Annotated in this window: 14 protein-coding genes; 10 read left to right on the top strand and 4 right to left on the bottom strand. The window is 63.0% G+C overall.

From position 1 onward, the window contains the following. Positions 1–6 precede the first annotated feature (6 nt). The 3 genes from CIT25_RS07340 to CIT25_RS07330 form a co-directional block, all read right to left on the bottom strand. Positions 7–1,062, bottom strand: coding sequence for a substrate-binding domain-containing protein (locus tag CIT25_RS07340; protein ID WP_095483870.1), 1,056 nt, complete (start codon positions 1,060–1,062; stop codon positions 7–9). A gap of 61 nt (positions 1,063–1,123) precedes the next feature. Further along, positions 1,124–2,143, bottom strand: a complete 1,020-nt coding sequence (locus CIT25_RS07335) for an ABC transporter permease (protein ID WP_245329782.1) — start codon at positions 2,141–2,143, stop codon at positions 1,124–1,126. 36 nt (positions 2,144–2,179) lie between these two features. Beyond that, positions 2,180–3,706: a sugar ABC transporter ATP-binding protein gene (locus CIT25_RS07330; protein ID WP_095483868.1), complete on the bottom strand. Its 1,527-nt coding sequence runs from the start codon at positions 3,704–3,706 to the stop codon at positions 2,180–2,182. A gap of 136 nt (positions 3,707–3,842) precedes the next feature. Here CIT25_RS07330 and mtnK point away from each other — a divergent pair, with 136 nt between their 5' ends. From mtnK to apnL, 9 genes are all read left to right on the top strand, one after another. After that, positions 3,843–5,114: an S-methyl-5-thioribose kinase gene (gene mtnK / locus CIT25_RS07325; protein WP_095483867.1), complete on the top strand. Its 1,272-nt coding sequence runs from the start codon at positions 3,843–3,845 to the stop codon at positions 5,112–5,114. Next, positions 5,111–6,202, top strand: coding sequence for an S-methyl-5-thioribose-1-phosphate isomerase (gene mtnA / locus CIT25_RS07320; protein ID WP_095483866.1), 1,092 nt, complete (start codon positions 5,111–5,113; stop codon positions 6,200–6,202). Before mtnK ends, mtnA begins: the two co-directional genes overlap by 4 nt. Before the next feature lie 333 nt (positions 6,203–6,535). Next, positions 6,536–7,363, top strand: a complete 828-nt coding sequence (locus CIT25_RS07315; protein ID WP_095483865.1) for a phosphogluconate dehydrogenase C-terminal domain-containing protein — start codon at positions 6,536–6,538, stop codon at positions 7,361–7,363. A 300-nt stretch (positions 7,364–7,663) separates the two neighbouring features. Further along, positions 7,664–8,605, top strand: coding sequence for a D-ribose ABC transporter substrate-binding protein (locus CIT25_RS07310; protein ID WP_095483864.1), 942 nt, complete (start codon positions 7,664–7,666; stop codon positions 8,603–8,605). Between the two features lie 76 nt (positions 8,606–8,681). Beyond that, complete coding sequence (locus CIT25_RS07305; protein ID WP_095483863.1) at positions 8,682–9,341, top strand: DUF2291 family protein; 660 nt, start codon at positions 8,682–8,684, stop codon at positions 9,339–9,341. Further along, positions 9,338–10,894: a sugar ABC transporter ATP-binding protein gene (locus tag CIT25_RS07300; RefSeq protein WP_095483862.1), complete on the top strand. Its 1,557-nt coding sequence runs from the start codon at positions 9,338–9,340 to the stop codon at positions 10,892–10,894. Before CIT25_RS07305 ends, CIT25_RS07300 begins: the two co-directional genes overlap by 4 nt. Beyond that, complete coding sequence (locus CIT25_RS07295; protein WP_095483861.1) at positions 10,887–11,951, top strand: ABC transporter permease; 1,065 nt, start codon at positions 10,887–10,889, stop codon at positions 11,949–11,951. Before CIT25_RS07300 ends, CIT25_RS07295 begins: the two co-directional genes overlap by 8 nt. A gap of 2 nt (positions 11,952–11,953) precedes the next feature. After that, entirely contained in the window at positions 11,954–12,988 is a 1,035-nt protein-coding gene (locus CIT25_RS07290) for a Gfo/Idh/MocA family protein (RefSeq protein ID WP_095483860.1), read from the top strand. Beyond that, positions 12,985–14,823 carry a D-apionate lactonase gene (gene apnL / locus CIT25_RS07285; protein ID WP_095483859.1) on the top strand — a complete coding sequence of 613 codons (1,839 nt, stop codon included), beginning with the start codon at positions 12,985–12,987 and terminating at the stop codon, positions 14,821–14,823. The genes CIT25_RS07290 and apnL overlap by 4 nt, the downstream gene beginning before the upstream one ends. Here the strand turns inward: apnL and CIT25_RS07280 are convergent, their stop codons facing one another. Next, positions 14,824–15,537, bottom strand: coding sequence for a transcriptional regulator NanR (locus CIT25_RS07280; RefSeq protein WP_095483858.1), 714 nt, complete (start codon positions 15,535–15,537; stop codon positions 14,824–14,826). It abuts the gene before it with no gap. 141 nt (positions 15,538–15,678) lie between these two features. Here CIT25_RS07280 and oiaX point away from each other — a divergent pair, with 141 nt between their 5' ends. Continuing rightward, a complete protein-coding gene (gene oiaX, locus CIT25_RS07275) occupies positions 15,679–16,929 on the top strand; it encodes a 3-oxo-isoapionate-4-phosphate decarboxylase OiaX (RefSeq protein ID WP_095483857.1) in 1,251 nt (416 codons plus the stop codon). The last annotated feature ends 6 nt before the right edge of the window (positions 16,930–16,935 follow it).

The following is a 16,935-nucleotide window of genomic DNA, read 5'->3' as shown; positions in this document are numbered from 1 at the left end:
AAAAAGCTACTTGGCGTTCGGGTTCGGCATCCAGGCCGGCATCGCGACATCGGCATGGGCGAACTGCGGCAGCTTGGCCGAGAGGTCTTCCATGTTCTTGATGTCCTTGTCGATAAGGTCCTTCTGGGTGATCAACGTCGGCGGCACGATGACGTTGTGACCGGGGTCTTCGCCGGCCAAAAGCTGCGCCAGCGCGCGCACCGAAACCTGGCCGACGACGGCCGGATTGGTGGCGGCGGTTGCCGCCCAGGCGCTGTCGGGCTCGCGCATCGCGGCGATGTCGGAGGTCGAAATGTCGGCCGAATAGATCTTGATGTCCTTGTTGAATCCCGCCTCGTCGACGGCGATCTTCACGCCCTTGGCGAATTCATCATAGGGCGCGAACATCACTTTGATGTCGGGGTTGGCCGACAGCACCGAACGAGCCTGGTTGGCGACGGAATTGGCGATCGGATTGTCGAGCGTGCCGAACATCGCCGCCTCGTTGATGCCCGCATATTTCTTCTTGAAGTCGACCCAGGTCTCGTTGCGGCGGTCGAGCGGCGCGATGCCGGCGACATAGACATAGCCGGCCTTCCAGCTCTCGCCATTGTCCTTGATCGCCTGTTCGAGCGCGAGGCGGGCGAGGTCGCGGTCGGACTGCTCGATCTGCGGGATTTTGGGGTTTTCGACATTGACGTCGAAAGCGACGACCTTGATGCCGGCGTCGACCGCGCGCTGGGCGGCTTCCTTCATCGATTCCGTCAGGCCGTGCTGGATGATGATGCCCTGGACGCCAAGCGCAATGGCCTGGTCGACCATGTCTGCCTGAAGGGCGGCATCCTGACGGCTGTCGAGGACGCGCAGATCGACGCCAAGCGCCTTGGCCTGCGCTTCGACACCGGACAGATAGGCCTGGAAGAAGTCGCCGGTCGAGAGATAGCGGACCAGCGCGATCTTGACGGCGCCGGGCTTATCGAACGGCGCCGGCTTATCCTGCGCCATCGCCGGCACCTGCATAAGCAGCGCGGCGCCGGCAAGCCCAAGCGCTGCCGCCCCCAATAGTCTTCTTGTGATCTTCATGTTTCTTCCTCCACTTGTTGAACTCAAATTTCAGCTGGTCGAAATCCTATCTGTCGAAATCCTACCTCTTGCCCCTGCCGGAAAGGGCGAAGGTGAAGACAAGGGCAACCACGAGAACCACGCCCTTGATGAAATCCTGCGTGTAGTAGGGCGCGTTCATCATCGTCAGGCCCTGCAGCAGCACGCCGACAAACACCGCACCGACGGCCGTGCCGAAGGCGTTCGGCTTGGCGGCCCCAAGGACCGCGTAGCCGATGAGCGCCGCGGCGACAGCGTCGAGCAGGAGATTATTACCCGAGGCAATATCACCGCGTCCAAGCCGGGCAGCGAGCAAAATGCCGCCGATCGAAGCAAAAACTCCTGAAATAACGTAGGCCCAGATTTTGTATGCCTTGACAGGCGCGCCAGCGAGCTCGGCAGCCCGCTCGTTGCTGCCGACCGCGTACATCATGCGGCCGAAACGGGTGTATTCGAGAAAGAACCAGATCAGCACTGCAAGCACGAGCAGGACGACGACCGAAACGGGAATGAGGTTGGGGATGAAGAAATCGAAGCGGTGGCGGCCAAGCGCCAGGAAGGCGGCGCTGAACGTGCCGTTGGCCACCGAGCCATCGGGCATCGTCATGCCGGTGGCGATCGAGCGGCCTTCGGTCGGGATGCGCTGCAAGCCGACGAGCAGGAACATCATGCCGAGCGTCGCCAGAAGGTCCGGCACGCGCATATAGACGATCAGCCAGCCATTGATGAGGCCGACGATGACACCGATCGCGAGACAGGCGGTAACCGCGACGACGGCGTTCTGCTCCAGCACCACCATGACATAGGCTGCCGCCATCATGGCGCTGGTAGCGACCGAGCCGATCGACAGGTCGAAGCCGCCGACGACCAGAGTGGCGGTGACGCCAAGCGCCAGCACGCCGGTGATGGCGACCGACTGGAAGATGAAGACGGCACTTTGCGGCGAGACGAAGCCGCCGGCGGCGATCGCGAAATAGGCGATCAACCCAAACAGCAAAACGATGAACCCGTAGCGGATGGCAAGGTCGCGCGCGGCTGCCATCTCAATCCAACCCGAACTCATGCCCTCTCCATTCCAATTCTCACCATCTGCCCGCTCTCAGGCCGCGCTCTGCGACGGCCCGCCCGCCACTTCGGCCAGCAGACGCTCGAGGTCGATGTCGGCGTTGCGATGTTCGCCGACGATCGTCTGCTCCGACATCACCAGGATGCGGTCGGCGGTCTCCAGCGCTTCGTCGAGTTCGGTGACGAACAGCAGCGTCGCACGGCCGTTCGCGCTCGCCCGCAGCTTGGCCGCGATATCGCGCCTGGCCGAAATGTCGACGCCCTGGAACGGCTCGTCCAGAATGAACAGTCTTGCGGCCTGCGACATCCAGCGGGCGACCATCACCTTCTGCTGGTTGCCGCCGGAAAGGGCGGACATTTCATCTTTCTCCGAGCGGCAGACGATGCCCAGCTCCTGGATTTGCCGGCGCGCGGTGGCGCGCTCAATGCGGCGCTTGAGTACGCCGAGACGCGACATCCGCTTGTGGAACGGGAGACTGATATTTTCCTGGATGTTGAAGTCGCCGACGATGCCGTTTTCGCCCCGGTCCTTGGCGACAAGAAATACGCCGGCGGCGATCGCCTCGCCCGTCGAACCCGGCGCGTAAGGTTTCCCGTTCAGCACCATGGTCCCGGACAGCGGCTTGCGCACGCCAAACAGCGTCTCGGCGAGCGCGGTCTTGCCGACGCCGACGAGGCCGGTGATGGCAACGACCTCGCCGTCGCCGAGCGTCAGCGAGATCGGCCTGGACCCTTCTGCAATGCGCAGCCCCTCGATCGTCAGGACAGGCCTTGCCGAATTCCTGGCGACGATCCGGTCGAGGTGGATCTTGCGGCCGAGCATGGCGTTGACCGCGCCTTCGTAGTCGAGCGGCTTGCGGTCAAAGACGCCTGAGATGACGCCGTCGCGCATCGAGACGATACGGTCGGCAAGCCGCCTGATGTCCGACATGCGGTGCGAGATGTAGAGGATCGCGACGCCCTGCTCGCGAAGCCTGTCGAGTAGCGCGAAAAGCCGGTCGGCTTCGGCGCTGGACAAAGAGGAGGTCGGCTCGTCGAGGATCAGCACTTTCGGCTGATGCGCCATGGCGCGGGCAATCGCCACCATCTGGCGGTCGGCCAGCGAGAGATCGCTGATCCGGGCTTTCAGGTCGATCGTCAGTTCCATGCGGTCGGCGACCGCTTTTGCCTCGCGGCGCACCCGGCCCGGATTGAACAGGGTCGGCGCGCCGCTGCCGCTCAGCCTGTCCAGCGTCAAATTGGTGGCGACGTCGAGGTCGGCGACGACCCCGTCATTGATGTTCTGGTGAACGGTGACGACGCCGGCGCGGATCGCTTCCGCCGGCGTTTTTGGCGCGAAGTCTTGGAGCGCGAAGTCCTGGCCGGCGAGGCTCATCGTGCCGCCGCCGCGCTCGTAGACGCCGCTGATGATCTTGACCAGGGTGGATTTTCCGGCACCGTTAGCGCCCATCAGCACGGTTACTTCGCCGGCATGCAAATCGAGCGAGACGCCGCCAAGCACCTCGATATGGCCGAAGGACTTCCTCAGGCCGTCCACGCGGAACACGGCATCATTGCCCATTCGTTCCTCCCTGACCGTGACGCTAGGGGCTGTCCCGGCAATTGTCAACACGATTGACAATTGCCAGAGAGCTTCCTAGCTTGGACCAACCGCCATGGCTTCACTATGATGGGAGCACCTAAGCGGGAGGGTGAGGATGACTGCGAAATTGCCATTCGAAGCACTGTCGGTCGAGACATTGGCGGCACGCCTCGGCGCCAACGAGGCCCTGTGTTCGCATATCGGCAAGGATACAAGCCGCTGGAATGTTCGCGAGGTCGGCGACGGCAATCTGAACTTGGTCTTTATCGTCGAGGGCGTCGCGGGTGCTGCCGTCGTCAAGCAGGCCCTGCCCTATGTCCGCTTGGTCGGTGACAGCTGGCCGCTGCCGTTGAAGCGCTCCTTCTTCGAATATCATGCGCTGACACGACAACAGGCGAGAGCGCCCGGTTCGGTGCCGGCGATCCATCACTTCGACGAAGGCCAGGCGCTGATCATCATGGAATATCTGTCGCCGCACATCATCCTGCGGCGCGCGCTGATCGAGGGCCGGCAGTTGCCGAAGATCGCCAGAGACATCGGCCTGTTCATGGCCCGCACCCTGTTTCGCGGCTCCGACCTGCATATGGCGACCAAGGACCGCAAAGCCGATCTGGCGCTGTTCGCCGACAATGTCGAGCTTTGCGACATCACCGAGAACCTGGTTTTCTCGGACCCCTATTTCGATGCCAAGATGAACCGGCATACGAGCCCACAGCTCGACCGCATCGTCGCCGAGCTGCGCGCCGACCGCGACCTCAAGGTCGAGGCGCAGCGGCTGAAGCACATCTTCGCGGCCAATGCAGAGACGCTGCTGCATGGCGACCTGCATTCCGGGTCGATCATGGTCACTGACACCGAAACGCGGATGATCGATCCCGAATTCGCCTTTTACGGCCCGATCGCGTTCGATGTCGGCATGCTGCTTGCCAATTTCTGGATGGCGTTCTTCTCGCAGCGCGGCCACGAGCAAAATGGAAAGCGCGACACCATGCGCGCCTATCTGCTCGACGTCACGGTCGAGACATGGTCGGTGTTCCGCACCGAGTTCTCGCATCTGTGGCGGACCGAGCGCACGGGCATGCTCTACCAGAAGAGCCTGTTCGAGGATCAGGGCGACAGGCTCGGCGCTGAACAGGCGCTCGACCACATGCTGCATCAGGTCTGGACCGACATGCTGGGCTTTGCCGGCGTCGAGGTGCACCGGCGCATTCTGGGCCTCGCGCACAACGCCGATTTCGAGACCATTGCCGACGAGGATCTGCGCGCCACATGTGAGGCGAAGGCGCTGAAGTTCGGCCGTCACATCGCCGTCAACCGGCGCCAGATTCACAGCATCGATGAGGTCAACAAATTGGCCGCGCTGATCGAACGGGAGAACAGGATTTGAACGTCGGCGACCGCCACTATCGCACCATCTGGCTGAGCGACGACGGGCGTTCGGTGGAGATCATCGACCAGCGCTGGCTGCCGCATGATTTCCGCGTGGAGAAAGTCAGCACCGTTGCCGGCATCGCCACCGCGATCCGCGACATGTGGGTGCGCGGCGCACCGCTGATCGGCGTCACCGCCGCCTATGGCGTCGCCATTCAGATGGCCGACGACCCTTCGGATGCAGCACTCGACGGCGTTTGGGAGGTCTTGCACGAAACACGCCCGACGGCGATCAATCTGCGCTGGGCGCTCGACGAGATGCGCAATTTCCTGCGGCCGCTTCCATCTGGACAACGCGCCGAGGCTGCTTACCGGCGCGCAGGCGAAATCGCCGACGAGGATGTCAGCCTCAACCGCGCCATCGGCGCCAATGGGCTTGAAATAATCAAGGAAATCGTGGCGCGCAAGCAGCCGGGCGAGCCTGTCAACATCCTGACCCACTGCAACGCCGGCTGGCTGGCCACCGTCGACTACGGCACCGCCACGGCGCCGATCTATCTGGCTGTTGAAGCGGGCATTCCCGTTCACGTCTATGTCGACGAAACGCGCCCACGCAATCAAGGCGCCCAGCTGACGGCATGGGAAATGGCCGGCCACGGCGTGCCGCACACGCTGATCGTCGACAATGCCGGCGGCCATCTGATGCAGCGCGGCCAGATCGACATGGTCATCGTCGGCACCGACCGCACCACCGCCGACGGCGATGTCTGCAACAAGATCGGCACCTATTTGAAGGCGCTGGCCGCGGCGGACAACGACGTGCCGTTCTACGTCGCGCTGCCCTCGCCGACCATCGACTGGACAGTGGGCGACGGGCTGGCCGAAATTCCGATCGAGCAGCGCTCCAGCGACGAGGTCTCGCTGGTCTGGGGCAAGACCGCGAGTGGCGAGATTGCGCAGGTCCGCATCTCGCCGGAGACGACGCCCGCGGCAAACCCGGCCTTCGACGTTACGCCGGCGCGACTGGTCACCGGATTGATCACAGAACGCGGTGTCGCCAAGGCGTCGCGCGAAGGCTTGAAGGCAATGTTTCCCGGACGCTGATTCGGCTTCATTGATTTTCGAAAGCGAGGCCAGCTGCCCATATCCGTGGCAGGGGCGCTGCTTGGGTGCATCCAGAGTAGCTCATTTTCTGACAGCCGGCATTTTGACGGTGGACGATTCTGCCTGACGTCCTGATACTCGCCTCGCCGGCAGCCGGCTAAGGCAAGGCGATCGTCCATCGACGCGATAACAACCAAAGGCACTGACGAAGGGGCCGGCCGAGACTGGCCGCATCCGATTCCTATCCGGTTGCCAAAATATGGTAGTGTGATTATACCAGCTACTAAGATGACGATCGGCACGGCCATCGTTGGAGATCAGGAGTACGGCTAGATGACAACGATTGCGCTGTTTGGCGCCGGCGGCAAAATGGGTTACCGCCTGTCGACCAATTTTCGCGGCTCTGCCTACACGATACGCCATGTCGAGGTCAGCGATGCCGGCTGCGAGCGACTAAAGACGGGGCTGGGCATCGACGCGGTCAGCGCCGATGAAGCCCTTGATAGCGCCGAAGTGGTGATCCTGGCGGTTCCCGACACCCATATCGGCAAGGTCGCGGCCAGCATCGAGAGCAAGCTTGCTGCCGGCACGATGGTGGTCGTGCTCGACGCCGCAGCACCTTTCGCCGGCCATTTGCCGAAGCGGCCGGACCTGACCTATTTCGTCACCCATCCCTGCCATCCGCCGATCTTCAACGACGAGACCGATATGGCGGCCAAGAAGGACTATTTCGGCGGCGTCAAGGCTAAGCAGCATATGGTCAGCGCACTGATGCAGGGGCCGGAGGAAGATTTCGCCAAGGGCGAAGCGATCGCCAAGATCATATGGGCTCCGGTCATGCGGTCGCATCGCGTCACGGTCGACCAGATGGCGCTGCTCGAGCCGGGCCTTTCGGAGACTGTCTGCGCCTCGCTGCTCGTCGTCATGAAGGAAGCGGTCGACGAGGTCGTCGCGCGCGGGGTTGACCAGCAGGCGGCGCTCGACTTCCTGCTTGGCCACATGAACGTGCTCGGCGCCGTCATCTTCGGTGAAACCAAGGGCGTGTTCTCCGACGCCTGCAACAAGGCCATCGAGTTCGGCAAGCCGGTCTTGATGCGCGACGACTGGAAGCGGGTCTTCGAGCCGGAAGAGATTGCGGCAAGCATTCAGCGGATTACCTGAGATGACCTTTTCCTTCTCCCCGAGGGGCGAAGGAAAGTCGCGGGCGTGCCGACACATATCATCTGAATTAGTGATTGACTCATTATACCAGTTGGCTTAGCTGTACGGTGGCTAGGACCATCAGGCTTCGAAGCAAATTCGGGCCTGGGGTGGAGGATGGCTGGGGAGCGACGTTCCGTTGAGATGAACCGGCAAACGGCTTTGAACCCAGTCTATCCGCGCCCGAGCCATCTAAATGAATTGCATGCAGACAGCAGCCTTGGGTTGATCAAGGCATAGTTTTCAAAACGGGAGGAAATCATGAAACTCACTCGCAGAATGACGCTTGCGGCTTTTGCCGGCATGCTGGCGCTCGGCACGGCCGCACCTGCTTATGCGGCGGATCTCATTGCCATCATCACGCCTTCGCACGACAATCCGTTCTTCAAGGCCGAAGCCGTCGGCGCTGAAGCCAAGGCCAAGGAACTCGGTTACGAAGCGCTGGTGCTCGTCCATGACGACGACGCCAACAAGCAGTCCGAGCTGATCGACACGGCGATCGGCCGCGGCGCCAAGGCGATCATCCTCGACAATGCCGGCGCCGACGCCACCGTCGCCGCCGTGCAGAAAGCCAAGGACGCCGGCGTTCCGTCCTTCCTGATCGACCGCGAGATCAACGCCACCGGCGTCGCCGTCGCGCAGATCGTCTCGAACAACTACCAGGGCGCCCAGCTCGGCGCGCAGGAGTTCGTCAAGCTGATGGGCGAGAAGGGCAATTTCGTCGAGCTGGTCGGCAAGGAATCCGACACCAATGCCGGCATCCGCTCCAAGGGTTATCACGACGTCATCGACGACTATCCGGACCTGAAGATGGTGGCGCAGCAGTCGGCCAACTGGAGCCAGACCGAGGCCTATTCCAAAATGGAATCGATCCTCCAGGCCAATCCTGACATCAAGGGCGTGATCTCCGGCAACGACACGATGGCGATGGGCGCCTATGCCGCGCTTGCCGCCGCCGGACGCAAAGACGTCATCGTCGTCGGCTTCGACGGGTCGAACGACGTGCGCGACTCGATCGCCTCAGGCGGCATCAAGGCCACCGTCCTGCAGCCGGCCTATGCGCAGGCGCAGATGGCAGTCGAGCAGGCCAACGACTTCATCAAGAACAAGAAGTCTCCGGCCGAGGAAAAGCAGTTGATGGACTGCGTCCTGATCAACGGCGACAATGCCGCCAAGCTGGAAACTTTTGCGCTCACCAACTGAGCCGGCGTAACATCAATCGCAAGGGACGAGCTTCCGGCTCGTCCCTTGCTTCCATTTCCTGGGTGCCCTGACCGCCATGCCGAACAAGCCGACATGTTCGATCCTCGCCGCGCCGATCCTTGTCGCGATGGTCGGCATCAGCCTGACCGCCTGCAAGATCTTGCCGACACCGTCCGGGGAAAACGGCGGCAATGCGCCAGCCTTCAATGCGGACAAGATGGTCGGTGATATCTGGGCTGCCAAGGTCGTGCCCTATCTCCAGCAGAAGGCCGGATCGTTTCCCGAGGTTCACGCCCTGGCGAAAGCCGATCCAGCGGCTGCCGGCGCCAAATACGGCAATCCAAAGAAGCAGGCGAATTCGCCGTGGACCTTCGCGGTTCGTCTTGAAGGCAAGGTGGTCGCCGCAAACACGCAATCGCGCGCGGCGACCATGGACGTTGATGCCGACGGCGACGGCAAGGCCGATGCACGGGTGCAGATCGGACCCGCGATGCGTGGCACCGCGCTGCGCGACAGTCTCGATTTCATCCAGTTCAACGATTTCACCAACCAGATCGACTTCGCCCAGTTCGGCAAAGCGTTTAACATCCATGCCGACAAGACAGTGCTTTCCAAGCTGCCGCGCGAAGCGCTGGAAGGCCGGAGCGTTAGGATTGTCGGCGCCTATGTCATGGGCAGCGGCCAGGACCTGCCGCTGGTGACGCCGGCGGAGGCAGAGATCGGGCCGAAGCCATGAATGCCGCCATCGATCATGATGTCATCCTGAAGCTGGAAGACGTCTCGAAGGTCTATTCGGGCACCGTCGCGGTCAAGCGCGCGAATTTCGAGGTGCGCAAGGGCGCGGTCAACGTGCTGGTCGGCGAGAACGGCGCCGGCAAATCGACGCTGATGAAGATCATCGCCGGCGTCGAACAGCCGACGCTCGGCCGCATACTCCTGGAGGGCGAGGAGGTTTTCTTCTCGTCATCCGGCGACGCGGTGAACCGCGGCATCGGTATGGTGTTCCAGGAGCTTAACCTGTTCGGCAACCTGACGGTCGCCGAAAACATTTTCGCCACCCGCGAGATCACCAACCGGTTCCGCAAGATCGACAGCAGAGAACAGGAGCGCCGCGCGGCGGAATTCCTCGAGCGCCTGGAAGCCGGCATCCGGCCCGACATGCTGGTCGAGGACCTGCGCATCGGCCAGCAGCAGCTGGTCGAGATCGCCAAGGCGGTTTCGCTTGATGCGCGCATCCTGATCATGGACGAACCGACCTCGGCACTGAGTGCGGCGGAAGTCGAAATCCTGTTCAAGGTGATTGCCGACCTCAAGGCGCGCGGCGTGGCGATCGTCTACATCTCGCACCGGCTCGAGGAACTGATCCGCATCGGCGACTACATCACCGTGCTGCGCGATGGACGGATCACCGGCCAAGAGAAGATGAAAAATGTCGACACGCGATGGATCGTGCGGCAGATGATCGGCTCGGACGCCAAGGACTTCGCCAAGGCCGACGGCCATGTTCCGGGCGAAGAGATCTTCCGCGCCGAGGACATCTGCCTGCCACGCGTGACCGGCGGGCTTGCGGTCGATCACGTCTCGCTGTCGCTGCGCACCGGCGAGATCCTCGGCATCTATGGCCTGATGGGCGCCGGGCGCAGCGAGCTGTTCGACTGCATCATGGGTCGCCACGGCCATGCCACCGGGGCGATCTTCATTGCCGGCAAGAAAGTGAAAGAACGTGATACGACGCGCCGCATCCGGCGCGGACTGGCGCTGATCCCCGAGGACCGCCAGCGCGAAGGGCTGGTGTCGATACTCTCCGTCGCCAGCAACCTGACGCTGGCCAGCCTGTCGCGGTTTGTGCGCCTGTTCCATATCAGCGGCGCCAAGGAAAACCAGGCGGTGACGCAGATGGTGCGGGAGCTGGCGATCAAGGTCGCCAATCCGGCGCAAGAGGTCTCGTCGCTGTCGGGCGGCAATCAGCAGAAGGTGGTGATCGGCAAGGCGCTGCTCACCGGACCGAAGGTGCTGCTGATGGACGAGCCGAGCCGCGGCATCGACGTTGGCGCCAAGGCCGACGTCTTTCGCACCATGCGCAAACTGTCCCGCGACGGACTGGGCATACTGTTCGCCACCTCCGATCTCGACGAGGTGATGGCGCTGTCCGACCGGATCGCGGTGATGAGCAATGGAAAACTGACCGGCATGTTCGATCGCGCCGAGGCGACGGAGGCGGCACTCGTCGCCGCATCGGCGCTTGGCCACGGACCGGTCCCGCACACGGAGAACACCGCCCATGACTGACATCCCGGCCAAGGCGGCTGTTGCCTCCGCCTCGAACGGCTCCGTCCTGCTGACGCTGATGAAGGCGAGGACGTTCATCGCGCTGATCGCCGTCCTGATCTTCTTCTCGATCGCGGCACCGAATTTCCTGTCGGCCGCCAACCTGATCCTGATGTCGAAACACGTGGCGCTGAACGCGTTCCTGGCCATGGGCATGACCTTCGTCATCATCACCGGAGGCATCGACCTGTCGGTCGGCTCGATCGTCGGTCTTTGCGGCATGGTCGCCGGCTATCTCGTGCTCAACGGCATCGACCTGCAGGTCGGCTACACGATCTATTTCAACGTCTTCGAGATCGCGCTGATCACGCTGGCGGCCGGCATATTGATCGGCGCCGTCAATGGATTGCTGATCACCAGGCTGAACGTCGCGCCGTTCATCGCCACGCTCGGCGTGCTCTATGTCGCGCGCGGCCTGGCGCTGCTGTCGTCCGACGGCCGCACCTTCCCGAACCTTGTCGGCAAGCCCGATCTGGGCACGACGGGCTTCGGCTTCCTCGGCGCCGGCCGGTTGCTCGGCCTGCCGGTCTCGATATGGATTCTTGTCGTCGTAGCACTTGGGGCGGCCTATCTCGCCAAATACACCCCGCTCGGCCGCCACATCTTCGCCGTCGGCGGCAACGAGCGGGCGGCGCGGATTTCGGGCGTCCGGGTCAACATGGTGAAGATGTTCGTCTACATGTTCTCCGGTTTCTGCGCGGCGATCGTCGGCCTGATCATCTCGTCCGAACTGATGGCCTCGCACCCGGCGACCGGCGAAAGTTTCGAGCTCAACGCCATCGCAGCGGCGGTGCTCGGCGGCACCTCGATGTCGGGTGGCCGCGGCACGATCGGCGGCACCATCGTCGGCGCCTTCGTCATCGGCATCCTCTCCGACGGACTGGTCATGATGGGCGTAAGCTCGTTCTGGCAGATGGTCATCAAGGGTCTCGTCATCATCGTCGCCGTCGTCGTCGACCAGGCGCAGCGCCGGCTGCAACAGCGCGTTACACTGATGCAGATGGCAAAGGCGGGCTGAGCATGGCGGAGCTGCGGGGAGCGCTGATCGGCTGCGGCTTCTTCGCCGTCAACCAGATGCACGCCTGGCGCGACATCGCCGGTGCGTCGATCATCGCCATTTGCGACCGCGATCCGGAGCGGCTCAAGGTCGTCGGCGACCAGTTCGGCATCACGCGGCGCTACACCGACGCGGCGGCACTTTTTGCCGGCGAAAGCCTCGATTTCGTCGATATTGCCACCACCGCGCCGAGCCACCGTCCGCTTGTCGAGATGGCTGCGCGGCACCGCGTTCCGGCAATCTGCCAAAAACCGTTCGCGCCGACGCTTGCCGACGCCAAGGCCATGGTGAAGGCCTGCACTGACGCCGGCGTGCCGTTGATGGTGCATGAAAATTTTCGCTGGCAATCACCGATCCAGGCGGTGCGTGCTGCGCTAGACAGCGGTGAAATCGGCACACCCTTCTTCGGACGGATCTCGTTCCGCTCGGCCTATGACGTGTTTTCCGGCCAGCCATATCTGGCAACGGGAAAGCGCTTCATCATCGAGGACCTCGGCATCCACAGTCTCGACATTGCCCGCTTTCTGCTGGGCGACGTTTTGACGATCACGACACGCACCGCTCGCATTAATCCTGAGATCGCCGGCGAGGACGTCGCTACCATGCTGATGGACCACAAGAGCGGCGCAACGTCTGTGGTCGATTGCAGCTATGCGACCAAGCTCGTGACCGAGCCGTTTCCGCAGACGCTGGTCGAGATCGACGGCAGCGACGGCACGATCCGGCTTGAGCAGAATTACCGGCTTACCGTCACCGGCAGGAACGGAACGGTGGTAAGCGACGTCTCGCCGCCGCTGCTGCCCTGGGCATCGCGGCCGTGGCACAACATACAGGAAAGCGTCGTCGCCATTCAAAAGCACTGGGTCGACTGCCTGGCGAACAAAACCGAGCCGGCAACCTCGGGCGCCGACAACCTCAAGACTTTCGCGCTGGTCGAGGCTGCCTATGCGGGTGCTGCGAGCCGTGAACCGGTGCAGCTCGACGCTTTGCTGAGATGACCGCCGACGCCTTCCTCCTCTATGGCACGCGCGCGGTCGAGGCCGACCCTGTCAGGCTGCGCGCCGGCGCGCTCACCGCCGACTTCGCCAACGGCAATCTACGGACCATCCGCCATGGCGGCATCGAAGTGCTGCGTGCCATCGCCTATATCGTCAGGGATCGCGACTGGGGCACCTACGAGCCGGCGCTCACGGATTTAGTCATCGACCAGGGCTCCGATACTTTCACTGTCAGCTATTCGGCAAGCTGTGTCGGACCGGAGGGAAGCCGGCTCGACTTTCGCGCGACGATCGAAGGTTCCGCCGACGGCCAGCTGGTTTTCGACGTGAGCGCGCTTCCCGAAAGCGATTTCGAGACCAATCGCTGCGGCTTCTGCATCCTGCATCCGATCGCCGGCCTGGCCGGCAGCCAGGTCACGGTCGAGCACACCGACGGCAGCATGGTGGAAACAAAGCTTCCCGACCTGATCGACCCTTGGCAGCCTTTCAAGGATTTGCGGGCGATCACCCATGAGGTCCGGCCCGGCGTCACCGCCGAATGCCGGATGGAAGGCGACGTGTTCGAGATGGAGGACCAGCGCAACTGGTCGGATGCGTCCTACAAGACCTATGTCCGGCCGCTCGCGCTGCCATGGCCCTACATACTGCCTGCCGGCGAGATGCTGCGCCAGACGGTCAGCCTGCGTGTGTCCGGCGACGGGAAAGTGCCGGCTGCCGCCGCAACCGCCGAGCCAATCCGCGTCGAGCTCGGCGAAGCCGGACCGGCGCTGCCGGATATCGGCGTGATCATCTACCCGGACGAGGGCGAGACGGCGCTTGCAAACCTGCCGACACTGTCCGCGCTCGGCCCGCAACAGTTGATGTTCCATTATGATCCGACGCGCGGCCACGGCCTCGACGCCTTGCAGTCCTATGCCCGGCTCGCCGCCGCCTATCCGGCCAAGACGACGCTCGAATGCGTCGTTTCCTGCGTCGGCGATCTCGACGCGGAGCTTTCAGGCGTCGCCGGCATGGTCCGCCAGGCCGGGCTGAAGCTTTCGGCCATAGCCGTTTCGCCTTCGGTCGACCGGCAGTCGACGCCGCCGGGCAGCGCATGGCCTGAATGCCCGCCGCTCGAAGACATCTATTCTGCCGCCCGCCGCGCCTTTCCCGATATCCGCCTCGGTGGCGGCATGTTCAGCTATTTCACTGAGTTGAACCGTAAGCGCGTCCCGGCCGGCCAGCTCGATTTCGTCACCCATTGCACCTGCCCGATCGTGCACGCCGCCGACGATCTCAGCGTCATGCAATCGTTGGAGGCGCTGCCTTTCATCACCGCCTCGACGCGGGCGATCTTCGGGCCAACACCCTACCGGATCGGCCCGTCGACCATCGCCATGCGGCAGAACCCCTATGGCGGCGCGACCAAGGCCAATCTGCAAGGTCAGCGCATCGCCATGGCCGACCGCGATCCACGCCATGCAGGCCAGTTCGGAGCTGCTTGGACAATCGGCTATGCGGCGCGTGTCGCGCCGGCCGGGCTGGAGATGCTCACGCTTTGCAGCTTCACCGGACCATTTGGCGTGCTGGCGGCATCCGGGGAACCTGTCGGCGAAGATGAACCCCGGCCGATCTTCCAGTCCGTGCAGGGGCTTTGCCAACTGGCCGGCTTCAGGCACGTAGCGGCGAGGACGAGCGATGAGACGCGGGTGCTCACGCTGGCAGCCCGTTCTGCCTCGGGCAAGACCGTCATGTGGCTAGCGAACCTGACGGCGAGCGAAATGACGGTCGATATTTCCGGGTTCGAACGACGCCACCTTGTGATGACGCCTTACGCGATCACTCGGATCGGGTGATCAGTTGCCGGAATTCATCACATAGAGCGCGCGCGAGCGCTCGAGGTGCTTGATCATTGCCTTCTCGGCGCCGTCCGCATCCTTCTGCTCGATGCGCCCGATGATCTCTTCATGCTCGGTCAGCGTGAACTTTTCCTTGCCGGTCCAGATCAGCATTTCGGTATGATATTCCTTCAGCCAGCCCAGCATCGCTTCGCTGACCGCGACGTAGATCGGGTTGCCGGATATTGCCGCGATCTGGGTATGAAACTTCATGTCGGCCGATATGAAGGCCTCGGAATCGCCGCGAAAGCTCCGCTGTTCGGCAACGGTTGCCCGCAACCGCTGAACGTCCTCGGCAGTGGCTTTTTCTGCGGCTTCCCTGACCATGCCGCGCTCGAAGAAGATGCGCGCGTTCTTGAGGTGCTCCAGCGTGTCCTTCGACGACGACAGGATGATCTTGGCCGCGCCGTCGACCTGTTTAATGATCGACTTGGCGGTCAGCTGAAGCACTTTCGCCCGCTCGCCATGCGAGATCGCCACGAGACCCATATTGCTCAACGCCTGCATCGCTTCGCGGATCGCTGGCCTGCCGACCTCGAAGCGCTCCATCAGCTCACGCTCCGACGGCATGTCATCGCCCGGCAGCAATTCGCCGCTGGTGATCAAGCGCTTCAGTCTCAAAAATACTTCGTCGGAAAGCTTGCGCCGGACGATCGGCTCCGAACGGTTCATCGTCGCGAATCACTCCTTTGACCGGTGTCTGTTTAGCATTGTCGCCACGATTCCCGGAATGTCTGCCCAAGCGGATATCGCTTGCAATACTTATGTACTCATTATACCAGATTTCGAAGATCAGGGAACTTTTTTCGAACTATGATCACCCTCACCTATCGCATCGAGACCTCGGCTAGCATCGAGGCGTTGGCGGCCAAGATCGCCAGCGACCAGTCGACCGGAACCTTCGTCGCGCTGGCCGGCGAGACTGAAGAGCTCAAGGCGCGGGTAGCGGCGCGCGTCCTGGCGATACGGCCTCTGCCGGACGGCGATCGCCCGTCCCTTCCCGAGGCCAGCGACGGACCCTTCAAGCGCGCCGATGTCGACATCGCGTTTCCGCTCGATGCCATCGGCACCGACCTTTCGGCGCTGATGACCATCGCCATCGGCGGCGCCTTTTCGATCAAGGGGCTGTCCGGCATTCGCATCGTCGATCTGAAGCTGCCGGAGGAATACAGGGGCGCGCATCCAGGTCCGCAATTCGGCGTCAAAGGCAGCCGCCGGCTGACCGGTGTCACCGATCGCCCGATCATCGGGACGATCGTCAAGCCGGCGCTTGGATTGCGCCCGCACGAGACGGCCTCAATGGTGGATGAGCTGATCGCCGCCGGCGTCGATTTCATCAAGGACGACGAGAAGCTGATGAGCCCGGCCTATTCGCCTCTGTCGGAACGGGTCAAGGCAATCATGCCGCTGGTCCTCGACCACGAGCAGAAGACCGGCAAAAAGGTCATGTATGCCTTCGGCATCTCGCATGCCGACCCCGACGAGATGATGCGAAACCACGATCTGGTGGCGAAGGCCGGCGGCAATTGCGCCGTGGTCAACATCAACTCCGTCGGCTTCGGCGGCATGGCCTTCCTCAGAAAGCGCTCCAGCCTGGTGATCCACGCCCACCGCAACGGCTGGGACATTCTCACCCGCCACCCCGGCCTCGGCATGGACTTCAAGGTCTGGCAGCAATTCTGGCGGCTGCTCGGCGTCGATCAGTTCCAGATCAACGGCATCGCCTCGAAATACTGGGAGCCGGACTGGTCCTTCGTCGAGTCCTTCAGGGCGGTGACCACCCCGATCTTTTCGCCTGATGATTGCGCGCTACCGGTGGCCGGCTCCGGCCAGTGGGGCGGACAGGCCCCCGAGACCTTTGAGCGAACCGGCCGAACGGTCGATCTTCTCTATCTCTGCGGCGGCGGCATCGTCAGCCATCCAGACGGGCCGGGTGCCGGCGTCCGCGCCGTGCAGCAAGCCTGGCAGGCGGCGGTCGATGGCATCCCGCTGGCGGAGTTCGCCCTGACCCATCCCGAATTGGCGCGGTCGATCGAGAAATTCGGCGACGGCAAAGCGGCCTGAGCAGCG

Source organism: Mesorhizobium mediterraneum (assembly GCF_002284565.1).
GTDB classification, from domain to species: Bacteria; Pseudomonadota; Alphaproteobacteria; order Rhizobiales; family Rhizobiaceae; genus Mesorhizobium; species Mesorhizobium mediterraneum.
This window is presented reverse-complemented; position numbering and strand designations above follow the sequence as displayed.